General features: G+C 43.3%; 18 protein-coding genes. 5 read left to right on the top strand and 13 right to left on the bottom strand.

Translation table 11 applies throughout. The features are described 5' to 3' along the window. Nucleotides 1-74 precede the first annotated feature (74 nt). From nth to W03_RS00775, 7 genes are all read right to left on the bottom strand, one after another. Complete coding sequence (gene nth, locus W03_RS00805; RefSeq protein ID WP_244070474.1) at nt 75-713, bottom strand: endonuclease III; 639 nt, start codon at nt 711-713, stop codon at nt 75-77. A gap of 23 nt (nt 714-736) precedes the next feature. Next, entirely contained in the window at nt 737-1,405 is a 669-nt protein-coding gene (rsxB, locus tag W03_RS00800) for an electron transport complex subunit RsxB (RefSeq protein WP_244070472.1), read from the bottom strand. Between the two features lie 5 nt (nt 1,406-1,410). Continuing rightward, nucleotides 1,411-2,445 (bottom strand): quinone-dependent dihydroorotate dehydrogenase, encoded by a 1,035-nt coding sequence (locus W03_RS00795; RefSeq protein WP_244070470.1) that lies wholly within the window; start codon nt 2,443-2,445, stop codon nt 1,411-1,413. Between the two features lie 33 nt (nt 2,446-2,478). Further along, nucleotides 2,479-3,186 carry an arginyltransferase gene (locus W03_RS00790; RefSeq protein ID WP_244070468.1) on the bottom strand — a complete coding sequence of 236 codons (708 nt, stop codon included), beginning with the start codon at nt 3,184-3,186 and terminating at the stop codon, nt 2,479-2,481. Between the two features lie 32 nt (nt 3,187-3,218). Then, nucleotides 3,219-3,905 (bottom strand): leucyl/phenylalanyl-tRNA--protein transferase, encoded by a 687-nt coding sequence (gene aat, locus W03_RS00785; RefSeq protein ID WP_244070466.1) that lies wholly within the window; start codon nt 3,903-3,905, stop codon nt 3,219-3,221. Nucleotides 3,906-4,061: 156 nt separating this feature from the next. Then, nucleotides 4,062-4,580, bottom strand: a complete 519-nt coding sequence (locus tag W03_RS00780) for a hypothetical protein (protein ID WP_244070464.1) — start codon at nt 4,578-4,580, stop codon at nt 4,062-4,064. 244 nt (nt 4,581-4,824) lie between these two features. Continuing rightward, nucleotides 4,825-6,300, bottom strand: coding sequence for a DNA/RNA helicase domain-containing protein (locus W03_RS00775; protein WP_244070462.1), 1,476 nt, complete (start codon nt 6,298-6,300; stop codon nt 4,825-4,827). 995 nt (nt 6,301-7,295) lie between these two features. On the opposite strand from W03_RS00775, the gene W03_RS00770 reads away from it, so the two are divergent. Next, nucleotides 7,296-8,294, top strand: coding sequence for a PstS family phosphate ABC transporter substrate-binding protein (locus W03_RS00770; RefSeq protein WP_244070460.1), 999 nt, complete (start codon nt 7,296-7,298; stop codon nt 8,292-8,294). A gap of 98 nt (nt 8,295-8,392) precedes the next feature. Next, nucleotides 8,393-9,823 carry a siroheme synthase CysG gene (gene cysG, locus W03_RS00765; RefSeq protein ID WP_244070453.1) on the top strand — a complete coding sequence of 477 codons (1,431 nt, stop codon included), beginning with the start codon at nt 8,393-8,395 and terminating at the stop codon, nt 9,821-9,823. 52 nt (nt 9,824-9,875) lie between these two features. On the opposite strand, the gene W03_RS00760 is transcribed toward cysG, so the two are convergent. The 4 genes from W03_RS00760 to gdhA are packed head-to-tail and all read right to left on the bottom strand — an operon-like array spanning nt 9,876 to nt 14,931. Beyond that, complete coding sequence (locus W03_RS00760; protein WP_244070451.1) at nt 9,876-10,352, bottom strand: hypothetical protein; 477 nt, start codon at nt 10,350-10,352, stop codon at nt 9,876-9,878. Between the two features lie 34 nt (nt 10,353-10,386). Further along, entirely contained in the window at nt 10,387-11,565 is a 1,179-nt protein-coding gene (locus W03_RS00755) for an acetyl-CoA C-acyltransferase family protein (RefSeq protein WP_244070450.1), read from the bottom strand. Between the two features lie 47 nt (nt 11,566-11,612). Beyond that, on the bottom strand, nt 11,613-13,544 hold the full coding sequence (locus W03_RS00750) for a lytic transglycosylase domain-containing protein (protein WP_244070448.1): 1,932 nt from the start codon (nt 13,542-13,544) through the stop codon (nt 11,613-11,615). A 43-nt stretch (nt 13,545-13,587) separates the two neighbouring features. After that, nucleotides 13,588-14,931, bottom strand: a complete 1,344-nt coding sequence (gene gdhA, locus W03_RS00745) for an NADP-specific glutamate dehydrogenase (RefSeq protein WP_244070445.1) — start codon at nt 14,929-14,931, stop codon at nt 13,588-13,590. 223 nt (nt 14,932-15,154) lie between these two features. Between gdhA and W03_RS00740 the strand changes: the two genes are divergently transcribed. From W03_RS00740 to W03_RS00730, 3 genes are all read left to right on the top strand, one after another. Beyond that, the gene (locus W03_RS00740; protein ID WP_244070443.1) at nt 15,155-15,562 is read left to right on the top strand and encodes a hypothetical protein; all 408 of its coding nucleotides are present in this window, start codon (nt 15,155-15,157) and stop codon (nt 15,560-15,562) included. Nucleotides 15,563-16,153: 591 nt separating this feature from the next. After that, nucleotides 16,154-16,483, top strand: coding sequence for a nucleotide pyrophosphohydrolase (locus W03_RS00735; RefSeq protein WP_244070441.1), 330 nt, complete (start codon nt 16,154-16,156; stop codon nt 16,481-16,483). A 45-nt stretch (nt 16,484-16,528) separates the two neighbouring features. Beyond that, nucleotides 16,529-17,383 carry an HDOD domain-containing protein gene (locus tag W03_RS00730; protein ID WP_244070439.1) on the top strand — a complete coding sequence of 285 codons (855 nt, stop codon included), beginning with the start codon at nt 16,529-16,531 and terminating at the stop codon, nt 17,381-17,383. A gap of 4 nt (nt 17,384-17,387) precedes the next feature. On the opposite strand, the gene W03_RS00725 is transcribed toward W03_RS00730, so the two are convergent. Then, a complete protein-coding gene (locus tag W03_RS00725) occupies nt 17,388-18,533 on the bottom strand; it encodes a class I SAM-dependent methyltransferase (RefSeq protein WP_244070437.1) in 1,146 nt (381 codons plus the stop codon). Nucleotides 18,534-18,664: 131 nt separating this feature from the next. Further along, nucleotides 18,665-19,813 (bottom strand): cell division protein FtsZ, encoded by a 1,149-nt coding sequence (gene ftsZ / locus W03_RS00720; protein WP_244070435.1) that lies wholly within the window; start codon nt 19,811-19,813, stop codon nt 18,665-18,667. Nucleotides 19,814-19,828: the final 15 nt, after the last annotated feature.

Here is a 19,828-nt window from a genome sequence, read left to right as displayed (position 1 = left end):
ATTTTTGTCGATTGGATTGATTTTCATAACTTCTTGTATGGCATTCAATCAAAAACTTAAGGTTATTTGGATTGTCATGAAGGTAAAATTTTTCCTTTATATTCGCACAAATGCGCGATACTGCAATTCTCACACTCTGGTTTTCTGGCTTTGCATACATAGCGACCGTGAAGAATCAGCCAATGGTGTGCGTCTTGTTTAAACTCTTTAGGCACCCATTTCAGTAACTTTCGTTCGACCTCAAGAACCGTTTTTCCTGGTGCCAAACCGGTGCGATTGGAAACACGGAAAATATGCGTATCGACAGCAATCGTTGGTTGCCCGAAAGCAGTATTCAATACAACATTGGCCGTTTTCCGTCCGACACCCGGTAGTTGTTCCAATTGCTCACGTAAACGCGGCACTTCGCCATAATGATAATCAATTAATAGTTGGCAAGTTCTTAAAATGTTTCTCGCTTTGCTTCTATACAAACCTATCCTTTGAATAAAATTAACCAAACCTTCTTCGCCCAAAGCTAAGATTTTTTCTGCTGAATTCGCATGTAGGAATAATTTTCGAGTTGCTTGATTAACACTTTTATCCGTCGCTTGCGCTGAAAGAATCACTGCAATCAACAACTCAAATGGTGTTTGGTATTCCAATTCGGTGGTTGGATGTGGATTGTTTGCTCTCAAACAAGTAAAAATATCGTAGCGCTTGGTAGCATTCATAGCTCAATAACAAGAAAGAAACATTATTTAATGTGCTTCGACGCTTGATTACGAATCGCGGCCGCACGTTCAAGTGCCGCTTGAACAATGGCTTTCTTTCGTTGCTCTGCATTCTTCGCAATGGCTTCTTCGAATGGACTGCTCTCAGCCTCAAGTGTGTTATCCGACTGAATATCCAATGATTCCTTTGCTAACAATAACCGTCGTTGTTTGAACTCATACCGCAAGCGCGCCCGATCCGCTGCATTTCTTGGATTATCATGCTGATCATTACTAGGAACCATAGCAATACAATCCATTGGACAAGGTACGATACAAAGCTCGCAACCGGTACACTCCGCACTAATCACCGTGTGCATTTGCTTGGCCGCGCCCACAATAGCATCGACCGGACACGCACGTATACAAAAGGTACAGCCAATGCAGAGTGCTTCATCGATCCATGCCACTGCTTTCGGCTTGGATACGCCATACGCGGTATTGAGTGGCTTAAAAGGAACGTCCAATAATTGTGCAATCTGCCGAATTCCTTCATTACCTCCCGGAGGACATTGATTAATGTCAGCTTGGCCCGCCATGATGGCTTCAGCGTAAGGCTTACAACCAGAAAAACCACATTTCCTGCATTGTGTTTGCGGCAAAATAGCATCTATTTTTTCAACTAGAAATGAATCAATCAACCGGTTTGTCATATCATCTACCCTAAATGACCGGGTAAAGAACCACTACAAATTGCTTTTACAATATCACGCACAAAATCGGGCCCATGATAAATCAAGCCAGTGTATAGTTGGATCAAATCTGCACCAAAATCAATCTTATCCTGCGCATCTTTCGAAGACATAATACCACCCACACCTATAATCGGAATCGCATTGCTCAGTACCGTATGGAGTTGCTTTAATACTTTGTTTGCTTGCTGTGTTAAAGGAGCGCCGCTGAGTCCCCCGGATTCCTTTGATACGCGAAGTTGCTCAACACCTGTACGAGAGATCGTGGTATTGGTTGCAATGACGCCATCGATTTGGTGTTTCAAAAGCAAATGCGCAATCGATGTTATTGCTTCGTCGTTGAGATCTGGCGCGATTTTTATCACTAATGGCACGTATTTGCCATGCATTTGCGCCAGCTTATTTTGCTCGAGTTTGAGCCGATGAAGTAATTGATCCAATACATTGGCGCCTTGTAATTGTCGAAGATTTTGGGTATTGGGCGATGAAATATTGATGGTGATATAACTGGCATAGAGATAAGCCTTCCGTAATCCAATTAAATAATCATCAGTCGCATTTTCCAGTGGCGTATCAAAGTTTTTCCCAAGGTTAATACCAAGGATGCCTCGATAATTAGCGTTCTTGATATTATTCAGCAAATAATCGATACCCAAATTATTAAAACCCAACCGATTGATGATTGCATTGGCTTCCGGGATGCGAAAAATGCGAGGACGTGGATTACCCGGTTGTGGACGAGGCGTAACAGTACCAATCTCAACAAATCCAAACCCCAAGGACGCTAATGCATCAATGCACTCACCATTTTTGTCCAAACCCGCAGCCAATCCAACTGGATTTGGAAAATTCAATCCCATAACAGTGCGGGATTTGCAGTTTACGGCAGGCTTCTTCAGCAACCCTAGCTGTTGTATTTGATTCAGCGCACGAAATGCAACCCAATGAGCTTCCTCTGGGTCAAGCTTAAACAGCAATGGACGGAGCAATTGATACAACATTCGATGAAATATGCAGTTAAAAATAACAGAAGATTAAAAACTATCGCGCTCTTCCAATAGTCTCCATCGATTATTCTGTAATACTTCTAATGGTCGGAAGTTAGCTTTATAACGCATTTTATGGTTTTCTTTGATCCAATAGCCGAGATAAAGGTAAGGCAAAGCACGTAAACGACATTGCTCAATCTGCCACAAGATATTATAAGTTCCGTAACTGGCCTGAATCACTTCCGCATCAAAAAATGTATAAACAGAAGAAAATCCATCCGGCAACACATCGATAATACTCACCATACAAAGCTGCCCACGATCTCGAAATTCAACCAATTGGGAATCTACATGGCTTTGCAACAAAAAATTATGATATTGCTCCGAGCAGTCATGATCCATCCCACCACCTGCATGACGCTGCACTTGATAGCGCTGATAAAGCGCATAATGTTCCGGATCGTATTGCAAAGCCAACTGTTTAACGCTGAGATGCTGATGTCGCTTCCAAGTACGCCGCTGTGTTCGGCTAGCTGAAAAATCACTAACCCTTACTCGCACTGATCGGCATGCATCGCAGTGCGCACAATTGGGGCGATAAGTATAATATCCACTACGGCGAAATCCGGCCCGAATTAATTTGCCATATACCTGCGTATCAATTTGATGTTCTGGTGTAACCACTTCAGAACACGCCTTTTTTTCTGGCAGATAGCTGCAATCATAAGCCCCGGTTATGTGAAATTTAAACATCTTGATCATTTATTACCGACATTAATTCTTCCTTATTGCCCAAAACACCAATGTTCACCATTCGTCGATTCTGAAATCAACTCACTCAAGTACCGCGCGAATACTGTTCTAGGAATTTCGCGCGCGCCCAGCGAAGCGAGATGATTTGTTTTGACTTGGCAATCGATTAAACCAAATCCCCATACCCGTAACTGCTTGACCAAGTGAACAAAAGCAATTTTAGAGGCATTCGGTACACGAGAAAACATCGACTCACCAAAAAAAATTTGACCTAATGCAATCCCGTACAGTCCACCAACCAACTCGTTATCCACCCATGTTTCCACTGAGTGCGCGAATTTCATTTCATGCAATGCAGTATAGGCAGCGATCATTTCGGGGTGTATCCAGGTCCCCGCTTGCCCTCCACGTGGTGCAGCACAAGCTTGCATTACTTCGCCAAAACAATGATCGGTACGAATCTGGTAATTACCCCTCTTAAGTTCCTTAGATAAGGAGCGTGAAATTCGCAATTCATCAGGAAATAATACCATTCTTGGATCAGGACTCCACCACAAAATAGGCTCACCTTCATTGAACCACGGGAAAATTCCTTTGCGATAAGCCTCCAGCAATCGCTGTGGCGTAAGATCGCCTCCCATCGCCAACAATCCGTTGGGCTCCTTCAGTGCTCGATCCAAGGGTGGAAATGAAACGCCTGATGTAAAAATGGAATTCATCGATAGGATTATAAACTGTTCACCCGGAACATTTAGTTTTCAGGGGTAGGCTTTCTTGCGAAATGAATCTTTTTTATTCATAGTATCGCTTTTTGCCGGCGTAACCTTATTAAGGCGAAAGCTGCCGCGAGTACATCCGTGTTAGATGGCATCCAATCATCGCAATGTGTAAATGCGCCAAGAAAATCCTTCTCGATACTGCTCCGAGATACTAGCATTCATGATGGTTGAGTACTCGTAGACATTCCAATCCTGCTTCTCATTGTGCATAGCAATCATTTGACCTGCCCAGTCAGAGTCTGGCATTACCAGTGCGCAGCTTCCCGGATCGAAATCGAGGAAATCTCTCAACCTCCACTCACGTTCCCACATGAAATCAATCGGTGGGTCAGCATTCGGCTCGTATCGCACATGTCGCCAGCGAATGCCTTCGGGAAGCGCTTCGAACTCTGAGTCGGTCTGGTAGATTGCCGGACGACCGCCTCGAGCAAACACCCACGACTTATCAAACATCAATCCGAACGGAACATAACGAGAGAAGCCCCTGGAATTAACGAATCCCTGCTGCAAGGATGGGAGTGGAGCTTCCGTGAAGCACACACATGTGTAGGCTCCTCGAATAAGGCCACTTCCTCCGATGAGGCGTCTACTGTCGATGATTCTGCAAAAACGCATATATCCTTCCTCCAGCGTCGCACCGGAGGTGAAGTGGATGAGCTTATCAGAGATGTCTGTACAACTACTGTTCATGTCATTCAACGCCCCAAGTTAACCAACACCGTAGTCCGCAGGACACTACCCAGTAGCCCACATCGAATTTTTTATGGATGTTTTGCATTTGTCCAGTGAGTTAAGTAACTGGATCTTTGATACAGCACGTCACTTCCCGCTAAAATCCGTAATTGAATATATATGAAAACTATTGCAATATATTTATGCATCTTTTTAGTAATTCTTCATTGCCTATGATGACTAGGTTCAGTTTTTTTCTGGCCCGCGTAATATTCTGGAACAATATCTTGGTTGGTGCGTAATAAGCATCTCTCTTGTAAACAAGGTCGCCATTTGTGTCGTAGGTAAAAAATTGGTCGATCACAACTGCCACACCATCAAATTCTTGTCCGATCACTTGATGTGATGTCTTGCTCCATGTGTCGAAGTATTGGTTGTGATACTCTTTGTTGTATTGCGATGGGGTGAATCGCAAAACTTCCCATTTGCTCGACTTTAGTCTTTCGAGATAATTTTTGGCGTCCTCTGTATTGTTGAAAAAATTTATCTCTATGTTTCCATTGCTGGATGCCTGTGAGGATTTTCTGTTGTTAAACAGCATTTTTATGAATGTTGCAATTTCTTTGTTTGTTCGGATTTTCTCGGAAAGCTTGTATCGAATAATTGAGTTAATCGACTCAATCTCCCCGGCGATATTGTTTTTCTCTTCCCAGTTCGAAAGTGTCTGAATCTTGTCGTAAGAAAAAATGCACCCGCATTTTGCAAGTCTGACTCTCTCGACAATATCGTTAAGTTGGCCTTGGTAAATTCTCTGCGCCTCATCGATGATGACTAGATCAAAGTCTGCAAGATCATATGTCTTGTATCTCTTTATGGAGGTAATTCTCCAATCATTTTCTTTCAACTTCTCATGTCCATCATTTAACTGTCCACAATGGATGATGAGTGCCTTCCTGTTGTCTTTAATAAGATATCGTACGATATCATATGTAAGTAAGGTCTTCCCTGTTCCAGCACTACCTGTAATTGAAATGAATTTAACTTCCTTGGGAATTTTTATCAATGCAATTACTTTGTTTTTCACTTCTTCTTGCTGATGAGTCAAAAAATATTCGCCAGCCAAGAATTTCTCGGTCAAGTTGAAGGGGGAAACTAGATAATCCAATGGATCGAAAAGTAGATCCGGAATCTCTGCACCCTCAACTTCTTGGTTAGCGATTAATTCCAATAGGTAGTCGGGGGAACCAATTTCCAACTGTTTGCCATCCTTCAGGAAGTATAAGTTCCGACTGCTGGATACAAAGGTAAAGGTATAAACCTTTTTCTCAATGAAGTTCAAGTAGTAATTGTTTCGCAATAGCTGCTTTTCAATATTTTCATTCGTGCTACTATTCTTAAGCTCTATGTTTATGATAGATTCTTTGCCAAATCGGAGCAGATCGAACTCCTTCCCAATTTGAGGGATCTTGTAGCCAACATAAAACTTGTCGAGGACCCCTATACCGCACTCAATGCCACATATAGTATTCACTAGAACACCGAGATCTTCAATTTCCATATTTTTGATCTCTATCCCGTAGTGATTCAAGTATGACTCAAAAATTCTTCCATTCAATGAAGCTTTTGCCTGCAATAGCGATTGAATGTTTATCGATTTCAACATTTTGTCTGGTAGAGAACTAACGCCAAGTTAGTGGTGACTGGAGGCAGATTTTTGCGTCACAGAATGATCGAAGCGAATAATGCAAGTCTGCGAAGTATAGGGCATTACTCGTTGTATTGCCTTGCTAGGCATTTGACATTGCCTCTGAGATTACGCCCCAGTCGTCTACGTAGTGTCTACATGAATTGGTAAAGTCGTCATTAACGTCTGAATACGAAGCGACAAATTTATACAAAACCTTGCCATTACTGTTCACGGGCTTTAGATCTGAAGTTGGAACGATAAAGAAGGTTGATCTGTTAAACCAGTAAACCAGCACGAACTGGGACGAATTTCGTTCATTAGCAGTTACCGTAAAATTGCACACTTTAGGATTGCCAGAAGCAATGATTGTTTGCCGCGACTTTACCTCAATATTTATTTGCTTTTTGGGGACCATTAGTACAATATCGCAACCCACATCAGTGTAATTTCGAAAGACTCCCTATTCCTTATGGTCACCACCGTCAATTAACAGATGCAGATAAATCAACGCGGATAGCTCACCAACTTCTTGCAACGATGTTTTCAGATTTTGTGGTAACTCTGTCATTTGGAATACTTAGCGTAATCTATACGATATCGAACACCTTAGTCTTATAAAAACTGTCTTTTGCCATATAAATTATGAAATACACTCTTAACCATTTATTTATATTGACTAAAGTATAAGTTACCACAACAATCTGTGCAAACAATTACATGACACAATCGTCACTTAAACTTTAACTAGAATCTGCGAAAGATAATAATGGGTTTACGAAAGCTTCTTCTCATATATTCTCTATGTTTTTGATAAAACACAGCGGATTTCTGATATTAATCCAGTTTGCTAGCCATTTCTCATCCCAATACAGCAAACGTAAACATCTTTGTCACAATCTTGTAATAATATTGCAATAACATCGTTACTACGCAATTTGCTCGTTTAATCTTTTTGTTTATTGGAGAGAAGTATGTTTTCTATAGTTCATGCAAAAATACTGGTAGCCGGTACCGCACTTACCGCGCTTGTATTGGCCACTCCCGCCAATGCAAGTCCACTTGTTAAAGTTGATGGGTCAAGCACGGTATTTCCTATTACTGAAGCAGTGGCAGAGGATTTTCAAGCCTCCAAAAAGGGAGCAGTCCGGGTTACTGTTGGAATTTCTGGCACTGGTGGTGGTTTCAAGAAGTTTTGCCGCAATGAAATCGACGTCGTTAATGCCTCTCGCCCGATCACCGATGCAGAAATAGAAAGCTGCAAACAACAAGGTGTACAGTTTATCGAGATGCCTATTGCTTACGATGCATTGACCGTGGTCATTAATCCCAAAAACAATTGGAGTCAAACCATTACGGTCGAAGAATTGAAGAAAATTTGGGAACCTCAAGCACAAGGAAAAATTACCCAATGGAATCAGATTAATCCTGCCTGGCCCGATAAAAAAATCAAATTATATGGTGCCGGTGCGGATTCTGGTACTTTTGAATATTTCACTGAAGCAATTGTTGGCAAAGCCAAGTCAAGCCGTGGTGATTTCACTGCTTCGGAAGATGACAATGTCCTAGTCCAAGGCGTTGCAAGCGATATTTATGCACTTGGTTTTTTTGGCTTTGCGTATTACATAGAAAATAGCAAGCGTATTGCCGCTGCTGCGGTCGATAGCGGTAATGGCGGCGTATTACCATCAGCCACAACGGTCGAAAACAATAGCTATAAGCCACTGTCTCGGCCTCTGTTTATTTATATCAATGCAAAGTCTGCTGACAAGCCTGAGGTTGATGAATTCGTTAAGTTTTATATGAGCAATGCAGCGACCCTCGTCGATGAAGTGAAATATTTTCCACTGTCCAAAGAAGTCTATCGATTAAACTTAGAGCATTTGCAAAAGCGCAAAATCGGGACAGTATTCAAAGGTTCCGGCGTCAACATCAAACTCGAAGATATTCTAAAAATGGAATCGAGCCTTTAGCCTGCAAATTCTTTATGCTGTAACAAAAAGTACCTTAAAAAGCTTAGTCATTTTAAGGTACTTCCATTATTTAGGTCGCTCAGGTACAGTTCTCCATAATGGACTTTTTACCTGTTTTTCTCGATATCAGAAACAAAATATGCTTGGTGATTGGCGGTGGAGAGGTTGCTGCACGTAAAGTTTCCGTGCTGCTTCACGCCGGCGCGCATGTTTCTGTCGTTGCAAACGAGTTAATTGAAACGCTCGAAGATGCACGGGCCAGAGCAGAGATTCAATATATCGCTGAACCCTTTCATCCTAAACTATTGGATAATGTCGCGTTAGTCATCGCTGCAACCGATGATCTTTCGATCAATCAGCGCGTTTCCAGTGCCGCGCAAACGCGCAATATTCCCGTCAACGTAGTGGATCATCCGGCATTATGTACTTTCATCATGCCCTCGATTGTTGATCGATCGCCATTGCTGATTGCCATTTCGAGCAGCGGACAATCACCTGTACTTGCACGGTTACTGCGGGCACAATTGGAAACGTGGATACCTTCGGCTTATGGGCGGTTAGCACAAATTGCCGGAAAATTTCGCCACCAGGTCAAAGCACACTTCAAACATGCGGAGAACAGACGCATTTTCTGGGAAAAAATGTTCCGAGGGTCTTTTACAGAAAGGGTTTTAGCAGGTAAAGAACAATCCGCAGAAGATTATTTATTGCAATCGCTACAGTGCGAAAAAGATCAATCACCGAGTGGCGAGGTATATTTGGTCGGTGCAGGCCCTGGCAATCCCGATCTTTTGACATTTCGCGCCATGCGATTGATGCAGCAAGCCGATGTGGTGATTTACGATCGCCTAGTCTCTACAGATATTCTCAATCTGGTAAGGCGCGATGCAACCCGCATCTATGCTGGCAAAGAACGTAGCCATCACACGATGAAACAAGAATCCATTAATCAATTACTAGTGCGGTTAGCACAAGAAGGAAAACGTGTGTTGCGACTAAAAGGGGGCGATCCATTTATTTTCGGTCGAGGTGGTGAGGAAATCGAAACATTGGCATCGTATAAAATCCCCTTCCAAGTAGTCCCTGGCATCACCGCTGCATCCGGTGTTGCGGCATACGCAGGCATTCCATTGACACACCGGGATTATGCGCAATCTTGCATTTTTGTCACTGGTCACTTGAAAAACAACACAATTGACTTAGATTGGTCGACGCTCGCACGACCGAATCAAACCATCGTGATCTATATGGGGTTGTTAGGCTTACCCATCCTATGCCAGCAACTTATTCACCATGGTTTAACTGCCGATACGCCAGCAGCAATTATTCAACAAGGGACGACATCGCAGCAGAGAATCGTTACCGGTACATTGCAGACATTACCCGCCCTTACAGAAGAAGCTCAGCTAAGAGCGCCGACATTAATTATTGTTGGCAACGTGATACAGCTCCATGAGAAACTAGCATGGTTTACTCCGATTGACAGCGGCGCATCACCCAATATTCTTCCAACAAAAACGCAAACCTAAATAAAACCTGCTTGAGAAAATCTAGCTTCAACCAGAATACCAGGACCGCGATTTACTCTTCACCCTTCCTCTGCTCAAGCGCCCTAATTCTTTGGAAAATCTCTTCTCTTTCCGTCTCCAAGGATTGATAACGCGAATAAAGCCGATCCAGATCTTCGGTGTATTTCGCCAGACGATCGTCTTTATCTTTTCTGCGTTGAATCATATCATCGTAGCTCGGTATTGGAACACTTTTACTCGTAGAACTATATGGATTAGGGTTGACTGGTTGCGCCAATTCATTGCGACGCATTTCTTGGGTCATCAAAAATTCCTGGTATGTGGCCTGAGATTCTTGTGAAATACGCGTCATAGTTCTTTCTAATTGAAGAATTTCCGCCTTTCTAGCTTCGTCGGGCGTGAGCACCCGTTTATCTCCGGATTCAGCAAATGCTAGTGTTGTAGCGAATAAAAGGGTAAGAGAAATAAAATAACGCTGGGTTTGAATAAACCACTCAAGATAATTATCGGTTTTTCTATTAGTTCGCATAGATCTCAATAAACAGAATATGTTTGGTTATATCTCAGTAAAGACGCTCAAAAATGGCAGCGATGCCTTGTCCACCGCCAATACACATTGTGACCAATGCGTAGCGTTTATGGCAACGGTGCAATTCGTAAATTGCTTTGATCGTCAGTATGCTTCCAGTCGCACCTATCGGATGACCGAATGCTACCGCCCCACCATTGGGATTAGCCTTATTAGGATCAAAGTCTAATTCTTGCATCACAGCGCACGCTTGAGCGGCAAAAGCTTCATTGGATTCGATTATATCGATATCAGATAGTTTAAGTTTTGCACGTTGCAATGCTTGCTGAACAGCCGGTACCGGTCCAATCCCCATAAATTTTGGATCAACTCCCGAGTGTCCATACGAAACCAATCGTGCCAGTGGCTTTAAATTACGCTTCTCCACTGCTTTACTTTCCATCAATACTAACGCTGCGGCACCATCGTTAATTCCTGATGCGTTACCTGCCGTGACGGTTCCATCTTTTTTAAAGACTGGACTTAGTTTTGCTAGACGTTGCATATCGGTTGCGCGGGGATGCTCATCAGTATCAAAAAGCACTTTTTCTTTATTGACGGTGATCTCAATCGGCAGAATTTGATCGCTAAAATAACCTTCCTTAATAGCGTGTAGCGCACGACGGTGACTCTCCGCTGAAAATTGGTCTTGTTGTTCACGATCTATGCACCATTTCTCAGCAATATTTTCTGCAGTAATTCCCATATGTACATTATCGAAAGGATCTGTTAATGCACCCACCATCATATCGATGGTTACGCCATCATTCATTCGTTGTCCCCAACGCAATGCCGGCAATAAATATCCTGCTCGGCTCATCGATTCCGCACCACCGGCAACCGCTGCCAGCGTATCGTTTAGCAAAATATGTTGGCTCGCTGAAATAATCGCCTGCAATCCGCTCCCGCACAATCGATTGACCGTCAACGCAGCCGTATGTTGCGGTAATCCACCATTGATACAGGCAACCCGGGCTAAATACATATCGCGCGCTTCACCGTGAATAACGTTGCCAAAAACTAGGTGGTCAACCTCGTTGGGGTCAATCTGTGCACGTAACAGCACCTCATGAACGACTTTTGCCGCCAAATCTGCCGCCGCGATCGATTTCAGTGAACCACCGTATTCACCGATTGCCGTACGGACGCCGCTTAAGACCATTACATCTTTCATCTTTCCACCTTTAAAAAAATGAACATGAGGTGTCCTTTACCAACTGATTATTTGGGTAAAACAACACCCAAACGTTGCTTTAGTGTCGGTGTATTCTGTTCAGGATTAAGTATTTTTGCATAGTACATGGCGTTTTCCATGACTTTTTTAACGTAATCGCGCGTTTCATTGAACGGAATAGTTTCTGCGTAAATAGCACCTTCCAGGGTATCGCTATTATCTTGCCAACGCCTAGCACGACCTGGTCCAGCATTATATGCAGCCAATGCAAGCAAGGGTTGATTTTGCAAGCCGCTTAATACATGGTGCAGATAATATGTTCCTAATTGTAAATTAGTACTGGCATCCGCAAGCTTATATTGCTGAAAATTGGTCACGCCTAATTTTTTGGCCGCCCAGCTGGCTGTTGCGGGCATGAGCTGCATTAATCCCATAGCACCTGCATGAGATCTGATATTCGTAATAAAGCGACTTTCCTGTCGAATTAATCCATACACCAGCGCTTCATCAAGGTTATACACTCTGACGATATTTTTCATAATTTCACGATGTGGAGCGAGAAAGCGCATTTTAAAATCATGCTGTGTAACCGTACGATTCGCCGTATTTATGGCTCGATCATACAATCCGTGACGTCGCGCTACTTCAGCCGCTGTCAACAATTCGGCATCGGTAAAATCGCGTACCGTCCAGCTCCACTCATGATAGGCCTCAGTACGTAGTTGCATACGAGCAAAGGCCAGCGCCCTTTGTATTCCAGGTCTTTGCGACATTGCCGAAACTTCACGGTCATTCACTTGATAAGCTTTATCAGTAAAGTCGAATTCCTTACCAAGCTCTTCTTTGGCTAATTGCCCATAAAAGCTAGGCTCCTCACTGAGCGATGTCAAAATCTGCTGGGACTCAGAAGTTTGTTTTTTTTCTGAAAGCGCACGGGCTTTCCAATATCGCCAACTATCAAATTGCTGCTCCGCTGACGACATTCGTTTGATCGCGGCAAGTACCTCGTTCCAGTTTCTGGCGCGCAATGCTGCACGAACATGCCATCCTAACGCTTTATCAGAGGCTGGATAAGGCTGCAGACCATTTTGCGCCTCTTTAAACCAATTCAAAGCACGAGAATCGTGCCGCATCGCCGCTCGGTAACCTAGCTTCACTAGAAAATAAGATCGATCTGATGCCGGTAAACGGTTTTTTACTTTATACCATTGTGCAAGTGCTTGATCGGTATCGTTACGCAATAACTGTAACAACGCAAACAAGGCAATTTCTCGGTTACTGCGTGAATTTATTGGGCCGTGTATAGTATCAAGATATTTTTTCGGGTTCCTGGCAGCACGATCGAGCTCTTTCGCATTAAGTGCTTCATTGGTATTCGATAAATATCGGCCGATACGTATTGCTGCAGTCGTTTTACCGTCTGATAAGGCCAACCGAATTCTTTTCCAGATTTCTTCCAGAGAGATCTGCCCATTATCAATTAAAGCTTGAAACACAGGTGGACAGCTATCCGGCATATTGATTGATGAAAACCATAAAGCGCGCACTTCAGCAGTAATAGCGACATTTTTGATATTCCAATAACGCTGATAGTAATAGCATTGCAGTTCGGTGTCTTTGTTGACTATCTGCGGATATTCCTTGTCAAAAAGTTGCCATTGACGACCTTTACCTAATATTTTTGTCCAGTCACTGCGCATACGATCAGCCACTAAACTGCCCTCATGACGTGCTAGAAAATTTTGAATGGTTGCAGAATCAGCGGTATTGATGGTACTACGAAGCTGAAAATAGTCTACATAAGGCCATAGTTCATGTTTTTGAAGTACCTCCGCGTAGCGATTTAGAAGCAAAACGTCCTTTCTCTGAAATGCTTCTTTTGCAGATAGGAAATCACTGTCTCGATTTGCCAACGAAACCGTGGCAAAAAACAACATCGTCAGCGCTAAAAGAAAACGCTTCTTTGTTAATCGTTGCAATAAAAGCAATGCGATGCCTGCCTAACCTATTAGAAATGATCGATCAAATAACACCTTGCCCTAACATAGCGTCTGCTACTTTCACAAAACCAGCTATATTTGCACCGTCTACATAATTAACACTACCATCGGGTTTTGTACCGTATTCAAGGCAGGATCTGTGGATAGCTTGCATGATTGCTTGCAGGCGTGCATCAACCTCCTCGTGAGTCCAAGATAAGCGCATTGCATTTTGACTCATTTCCAGACCCGAAGTGGCGACACCACCAGCATTGCTTGCTTTACCTGGCGCATAAAGCACCTTGTTATGGATAAAACATTCGACTGCTTCAGCGGTCGATGGCATATTTGCGCCTTCTGCAACACAAACGACACCGTTGTTAACGAGTGTTTGCGCATCTACTTGGGTAATTTCATTTTGCGTTGCGCACGGTAATGCCAGTTGTACCGGCACATGCCATGGTTTTTCACCTGGCAAAAAGGTAACATCCACACGCTTAGCATATTCATCCAGTCGAGCATACAAGTGATTTTTCACTTCTGCCAATATTGCCAGTTTTTCTGGAGTAAAGCCATTTTCATCAACGATTGTGCCGCTGGAATCAGATACGGTAACCACCTTGGCACCTTGCGCCATGGCTTTTGCTACAGCAAATTGCGCGACATTACCCGAGCCAGAAACTGAGACACGCATTCCTTCCATATAACGCCCTGCATGCCGTAATATTTCTTGAGCAAAGTATACTGTTCCATAACCAGTTGCTTCGGGACGAATTAACGACCCGCCAAAACTCAATCCCTTTCCGGTGAATACACAATCAGCTCGATTGGATAGTTTTTTCATCATTCCTGCCATAAACCCAACTTCACGTCCACCGACGCCGATATCTCCGGCAGGTACATCAGTATCTGAACCGATATGACGAAACAGTTCACTGATAAAGGACTGGCAAAAGCGCATAACCTCTCCTGGGCTTTTGCCTTTCGGATCGAAATCGGAGCCGCCCTTACCGCCACCCATCGGGAGTGTCGTTAGCGCATTTTTAAAAGTCTGTTCAAACGCCAAAAACTTAAGAATTGATAAATTCACCGAAGGATGAAACCGAACACCACCTTTGTATGGACCGATGGATGAACTATGCTGTACCCGGTAGCCTCGATTTACCTTAACCTCCCCATGATCATCAACCCAGGATACACGAAATATAATCACGCGTTCAGGTTCAACCAAACGATCCAGCAAGCCATGTTCGGCATACCGTGGATGTTCCGTTATAAAAGGCCACAAACTTTCGATGACTTCGGTAACCGCTTGCATATACTCTGGCTGACTTGGATTGCGCTCAGCAACATAGTTGCTGAACTCTTGCATAGATTTGTATTTCATTCATTCCCCCGATTGGTAAAAACCACTTATTATTTTCAGTTAACAATTAGCTCAGACAAGTCAATTCTGCCAAATAAATTCACCCAGTGCACTGCATTTTACGTTTGATTCAATAAAAATTTCGTAGTTTCCCTTAGATAAAAACCATAGTTTCCCCAGTATGCATATATCGAGAGTAAAAGTACTATGCAATCATTAATTTTTTTCGATGAGCATAAATATTATGAAAGCACTTAAACTGATTATTTCTACTATTTCGCTGACTTTTCTGGTTGCATGCGCGCAAACGAACCCAATGATAATTAACAAATCGGAAATGAATAAAAAAGATCATGCTGCACTGGTTAAATATTATGAAAACTCTGCTATAGAGGCAGAGCAAAAATTAACAAAACATAAACAAGCATTGAAAACATACGAAGCCAAACCCTATCTGTACGGAAGACACGGACAAGAATTCCGATCCCATGCTACCGCCAATATACGAGAATATGAAAAAGAAGTAAAAGAAAGCACAGAATTAGCGCATTTCCATAGAAAACTAGCCACAGAACAAATAGCTAAAGAAGATAGCGTCATTGAAAAAAAAGTTGAGAACCACTTAGAATCAGTTAATAAATCTGCAATGTAATTACTCACCCATGACAGAGTCGCCAAAAAGCTATCTTACTCCCACTCTTATTGGCGACCATCACTCAAGCTGCAACTTCGCTTTTTCTCAAAAAACTAACGTCTGTAACACTATCCCAGTACTTCAGCGATAAAAACGAAATAGACGAATCTTTGATGGAATGAAATAATTCTTTAATTTCATTGCGTTTTTTGTACATGATATAGCTCCATAGAATAAGTGGAGAGACGAAGCGAAGCGTTAGCCGGAGCCATCGCCTTTCCAATGTATTGCCGCGCAACATGCCCTGAAGATTTGAAAAAAAGCGATGATTATTCCGATGTCTGTGACAACCATATGAACGCTAACAATCCAGTCACCTCTGGATTCACAATAGATTGCGATCTATTATCTGTTTTAAGACCTCGGTACCATCCCGATGCACTCTGGTACTATCCATTGAAACGCCTTCGGTTTTAATGTAAATGATTTGTTGTTGCTCCTAGTGTACGTGGTGCTGATCGAATAGAGTAATATACTAAAAAAAGTTTTTGTAAAGATCTAACACTAAACTTATAGCACCTTACTCTCAATCAATCTTGGTCTGTCTAAATGAACGAAATCCAAAAGATTACCGAGGCTCTACTAAAGTTTCGCGATGAACGCGATTGGGCTCAATTTCATAATCCTAAGGATCTTGCCATAGCGTTAAATATCGAGGCTTCGGAGCTGCTAGAAACATTCTTATGGAAATCTCCCGAACAGGCTGATCTTGAAGCCATTCAAGAAGAACTCGCCGATGTCTTTGCTTTCGCTTTCTTGCTCGCTGAAAAATACGGCTGGAATGTAACTGAAATCGTACTTATGAAAATGGCTAAGAATGCGTTAAAGTATCCAATATCAACTTCCAAAGGAACGGCTAAGAAGTATGATGAGCTGTGACGCCGGATATATTTAAGCTTAACCGCGAATTTTAATGGAGAAATAATGGTAAATACTGAGTTGAAGCTGCCTTTGGAGCGTATTGATGTATTACCAGCAATGCCCATCATTGTACAAAAGCTGCTTACTTTACCGCTTGATACGAAAGAAGGGGAAGTTCAGTTACTGAAATTAATCGAACAAGACCCTCAAATCTCCGCAAAAATCATTGGATTATCCAATAGCGCATTGTTTGGCATTCCCCGTAAGATCGCCTCAGTCGGCGATGCAGCAATGTGTTTGGGATTAACCCGCGTCAAGTCTGTAGCGATTGGAATTGCCACTATGTCCACTCTGAAAAAACCCGTTGAGGGTAAGCTTAAAGCCAGCGATTTGTGGCTACACAGCATGGCCATTGCAATTGCAATGCGATCTATCGCTAAATATATACCGTCACATATACGCCCCATGGATGAGCAGATTTTTCTAGCCGGATTGTTGCACGATATCGGTTTCAATGCATTGAGTTTCCTGGATGTCACACTCTGTGACAAATTACTTGATCAACTAAGTACACCTAATGACACACCCATACTTGAACTGGAACAAGAATTAATGGGTACTCATCATAGCGAGATCGGGGCACGACTTGCCACACATTGGGGACTGCCTGATGAAATCGTCGAGGTGATACGCTACCATCACACACCCAATGCTGCCCAAGCGGGCGTAGAACACCCCCTTATCCATTTGGTTCATATAACAGAAAAAATAATTCCGGATGTGGGTATTTCTGAGCATACACAGCAAGAAATAACTCAGCAAGAATGGCGTGCAATCGGTGTCAATTCGAACATGCAAGACACGATTATTGAAGAAGCCATCGCTGCGGTCGAGCAGGCGCGTGCAATCAAAATTTAAACTTTTATACGCGATTCATACGCCACAACGAAACAACTTCGGCTTTTCGTGCTGCATGTAATGGATCACTCGTATCCGATGTGCGTGAATGATGAGGCTTAGCATCTCGCTTATCCACTACCCTCAGTCCCGCTGAGGCGATGAACGACAACCATTGCTCATGTGTTCGTAACCCTAAATGCTCAGCAAAATTCGACATAATCAACCAAATTTCTCCGTTAGGCTTTAGATACTGACTTACTCCTGTCAAGAAACTTCGAAGCATTTGATTATCAGGATCATAAATGGCCCTTTCTAAGGGGGAACTGGGTCGCGCCGGAATCCAAGGAGGATTGCAAACAATCAGATCCACTGGATCCGCGAGCGGGAAAAGATTGCATTGAATGATTTGCACTTGATGTTGCAGTCCCAAGCGCGCGATATTGTCACGCGCGCAATCTACTGCACGTGGATCTTGATCCGTGCCGATTACATGCTGAATACCACGCTGCGCCAGTAAAGCTGCCAGCACACCGGTTCCGGTACCGATATCGAAAGCGGTGGTATACGCTGTGATACCGCTAGAAAAAGGTGTTTCTGCTAATAATTGAATATATTCTTGACGAATTGGTGCAAATACACCGTAGTGCGGATAAATTTTTGCGCCTAATGCTGCAACATCAATACCTTTTCTGTACCATTCGTAAGCACCGATGAGTCCCAGTAACTCTCGCAATGAAGTCACATAGGGTTCGTTACTTACACCATATACTTTTTCGCAAGCTAGGTGTACATCGGGTGCGCGCCTTAATGGAATACGATGATTTGCTTCGAAAGCTATGAGTAACTTGTCGAGCGTGCGAGCGCGCTGTGATTGTGTTTGGCGGTATAGATTGAAGGCTTCCCGGGATATTGCGGTTGTACTCAACTTACTGGCAAATCTTTTATCAATGCGCTTTGCAATAGCGTTGAGTAATTGGCGAGCATTCTGGAAATCGCCCCGCCATACTAAACCACTACCTTCGCATGCCAATCGATAGGCAGTGTCAGCAGTTGTACGATCATCAATAGATTCGACTCGTTTGGGCGGTAATAAGCCTTTTTCCGAACGCCAACGAGCAGTATGCTCTTGATTGCATTCATGCCAAACAATTACAGGGTAGTCATTCAAGGTAATGGCTAAAGATAGCGTGACCGGTTAAAGCCGGAAAATCGTCTGTAGAAAACTATACTGGTAGTTACACAGCCCTCATTGAAAGGAGCAATGAAGGCTGTGCGGGCTTGAGTTTATTACGGGTTGGCTTAATCAGCTTGTCTTCTTAAGAAAGCTGGAATATCCATTGGATCTACACCCGACTGACGCATTGCGGCAACAGTCGCGTTACTTCTTCTTCCAGTACGCATTACTGCAGGTTCTTCAGATGAGAATATTGAATCGCGATCATCCGTTCCAGTACGGCTATGCACAACGCTCAATGGAGTACTTTGGCTTTGCGCTGGATTACCCAAACCAGTAGCTACCATGGTAACGCGTAAATCTTCACCGATCTCTTCATCAATGACAGTACCGACGATAATCGTTGCATCTTCAGCAGTAAGATTTTTCACAGTACTCATGACTTCGTGTACTTCACGCATTTTCAGCGAAGAATTTGCAGTGATATTGACGAGAATACCACGCGCACCGGACAACGAAACATCTTCCAACAATGGGCTTGAAACTGCGCGTTCAGCCGCAACACGAGCGCGATCCACTCCGGCTGCAATAGCGGAACCCATCATAGCCATACCCATTTCTGACATGACCGTTTTGACGTCAGCAAAATCCACGTTGACCAAACCTGGGCAATTGATTACTTCAGCAATACCGGCAACAGCACCATATAACACATCGTTAGCTGCCTTGAATGCATCCAACATAGAAATATCATTACCTAACACCATCATCAGCTTATCATTAGGAATTACAATCAACGAATCGACGTGTTGCCCAAGCGCTTCCATACCTGCTTTAGCAGCGACCAAACGTCTGCCTTCAAAAGCAAATGGTTTACTAACCACGGCAACTGTCAGAATACCCATTTCTTTAGCCACTTGAGCTACCACCGGAGCAGCACCGGTTCCGGTTCCGCCACCCATACCAGCGGTGATAAATAGCATATCTGAACCTTGAATTAATTCAGCGATACGATCACGATCTTCTAACGCAGCTTCGCGCCCTACATCCGGATTCGCGCCAGCTCCCAATCCTTTGGTAATGCCAGTACCCAACTGAAGTATGACCGGCGCTTTATTACTTTTCAATGCTTGCGCATCTGTATTCATACTGATAAATTCGACGCCCTTCATGCCATGTTGAATCATGTGGTCTACCGCATTGCTACCACACCCTCCTACACCGACTACTTTAATGACTGCTTCTTGCGATTCGTTATTGATGATTTCAAACATAGCATTTCTCCTTTA

It is taken from the genome of Nitrosomonas sp. PY1, assembly GCF_022836435.1.
Taxonomy (GTDB): Bacteria; Pseudomonadota; Gammaproteobacteria; order Burkholderiales; family Nitrosomonadaceae; genus Nitrosomonas.
The sequence above is the reverse complement of the archived record's forward strand: the minus strand, read 5'-3'. Positions and strand labels throughout refer to the sequence as shown.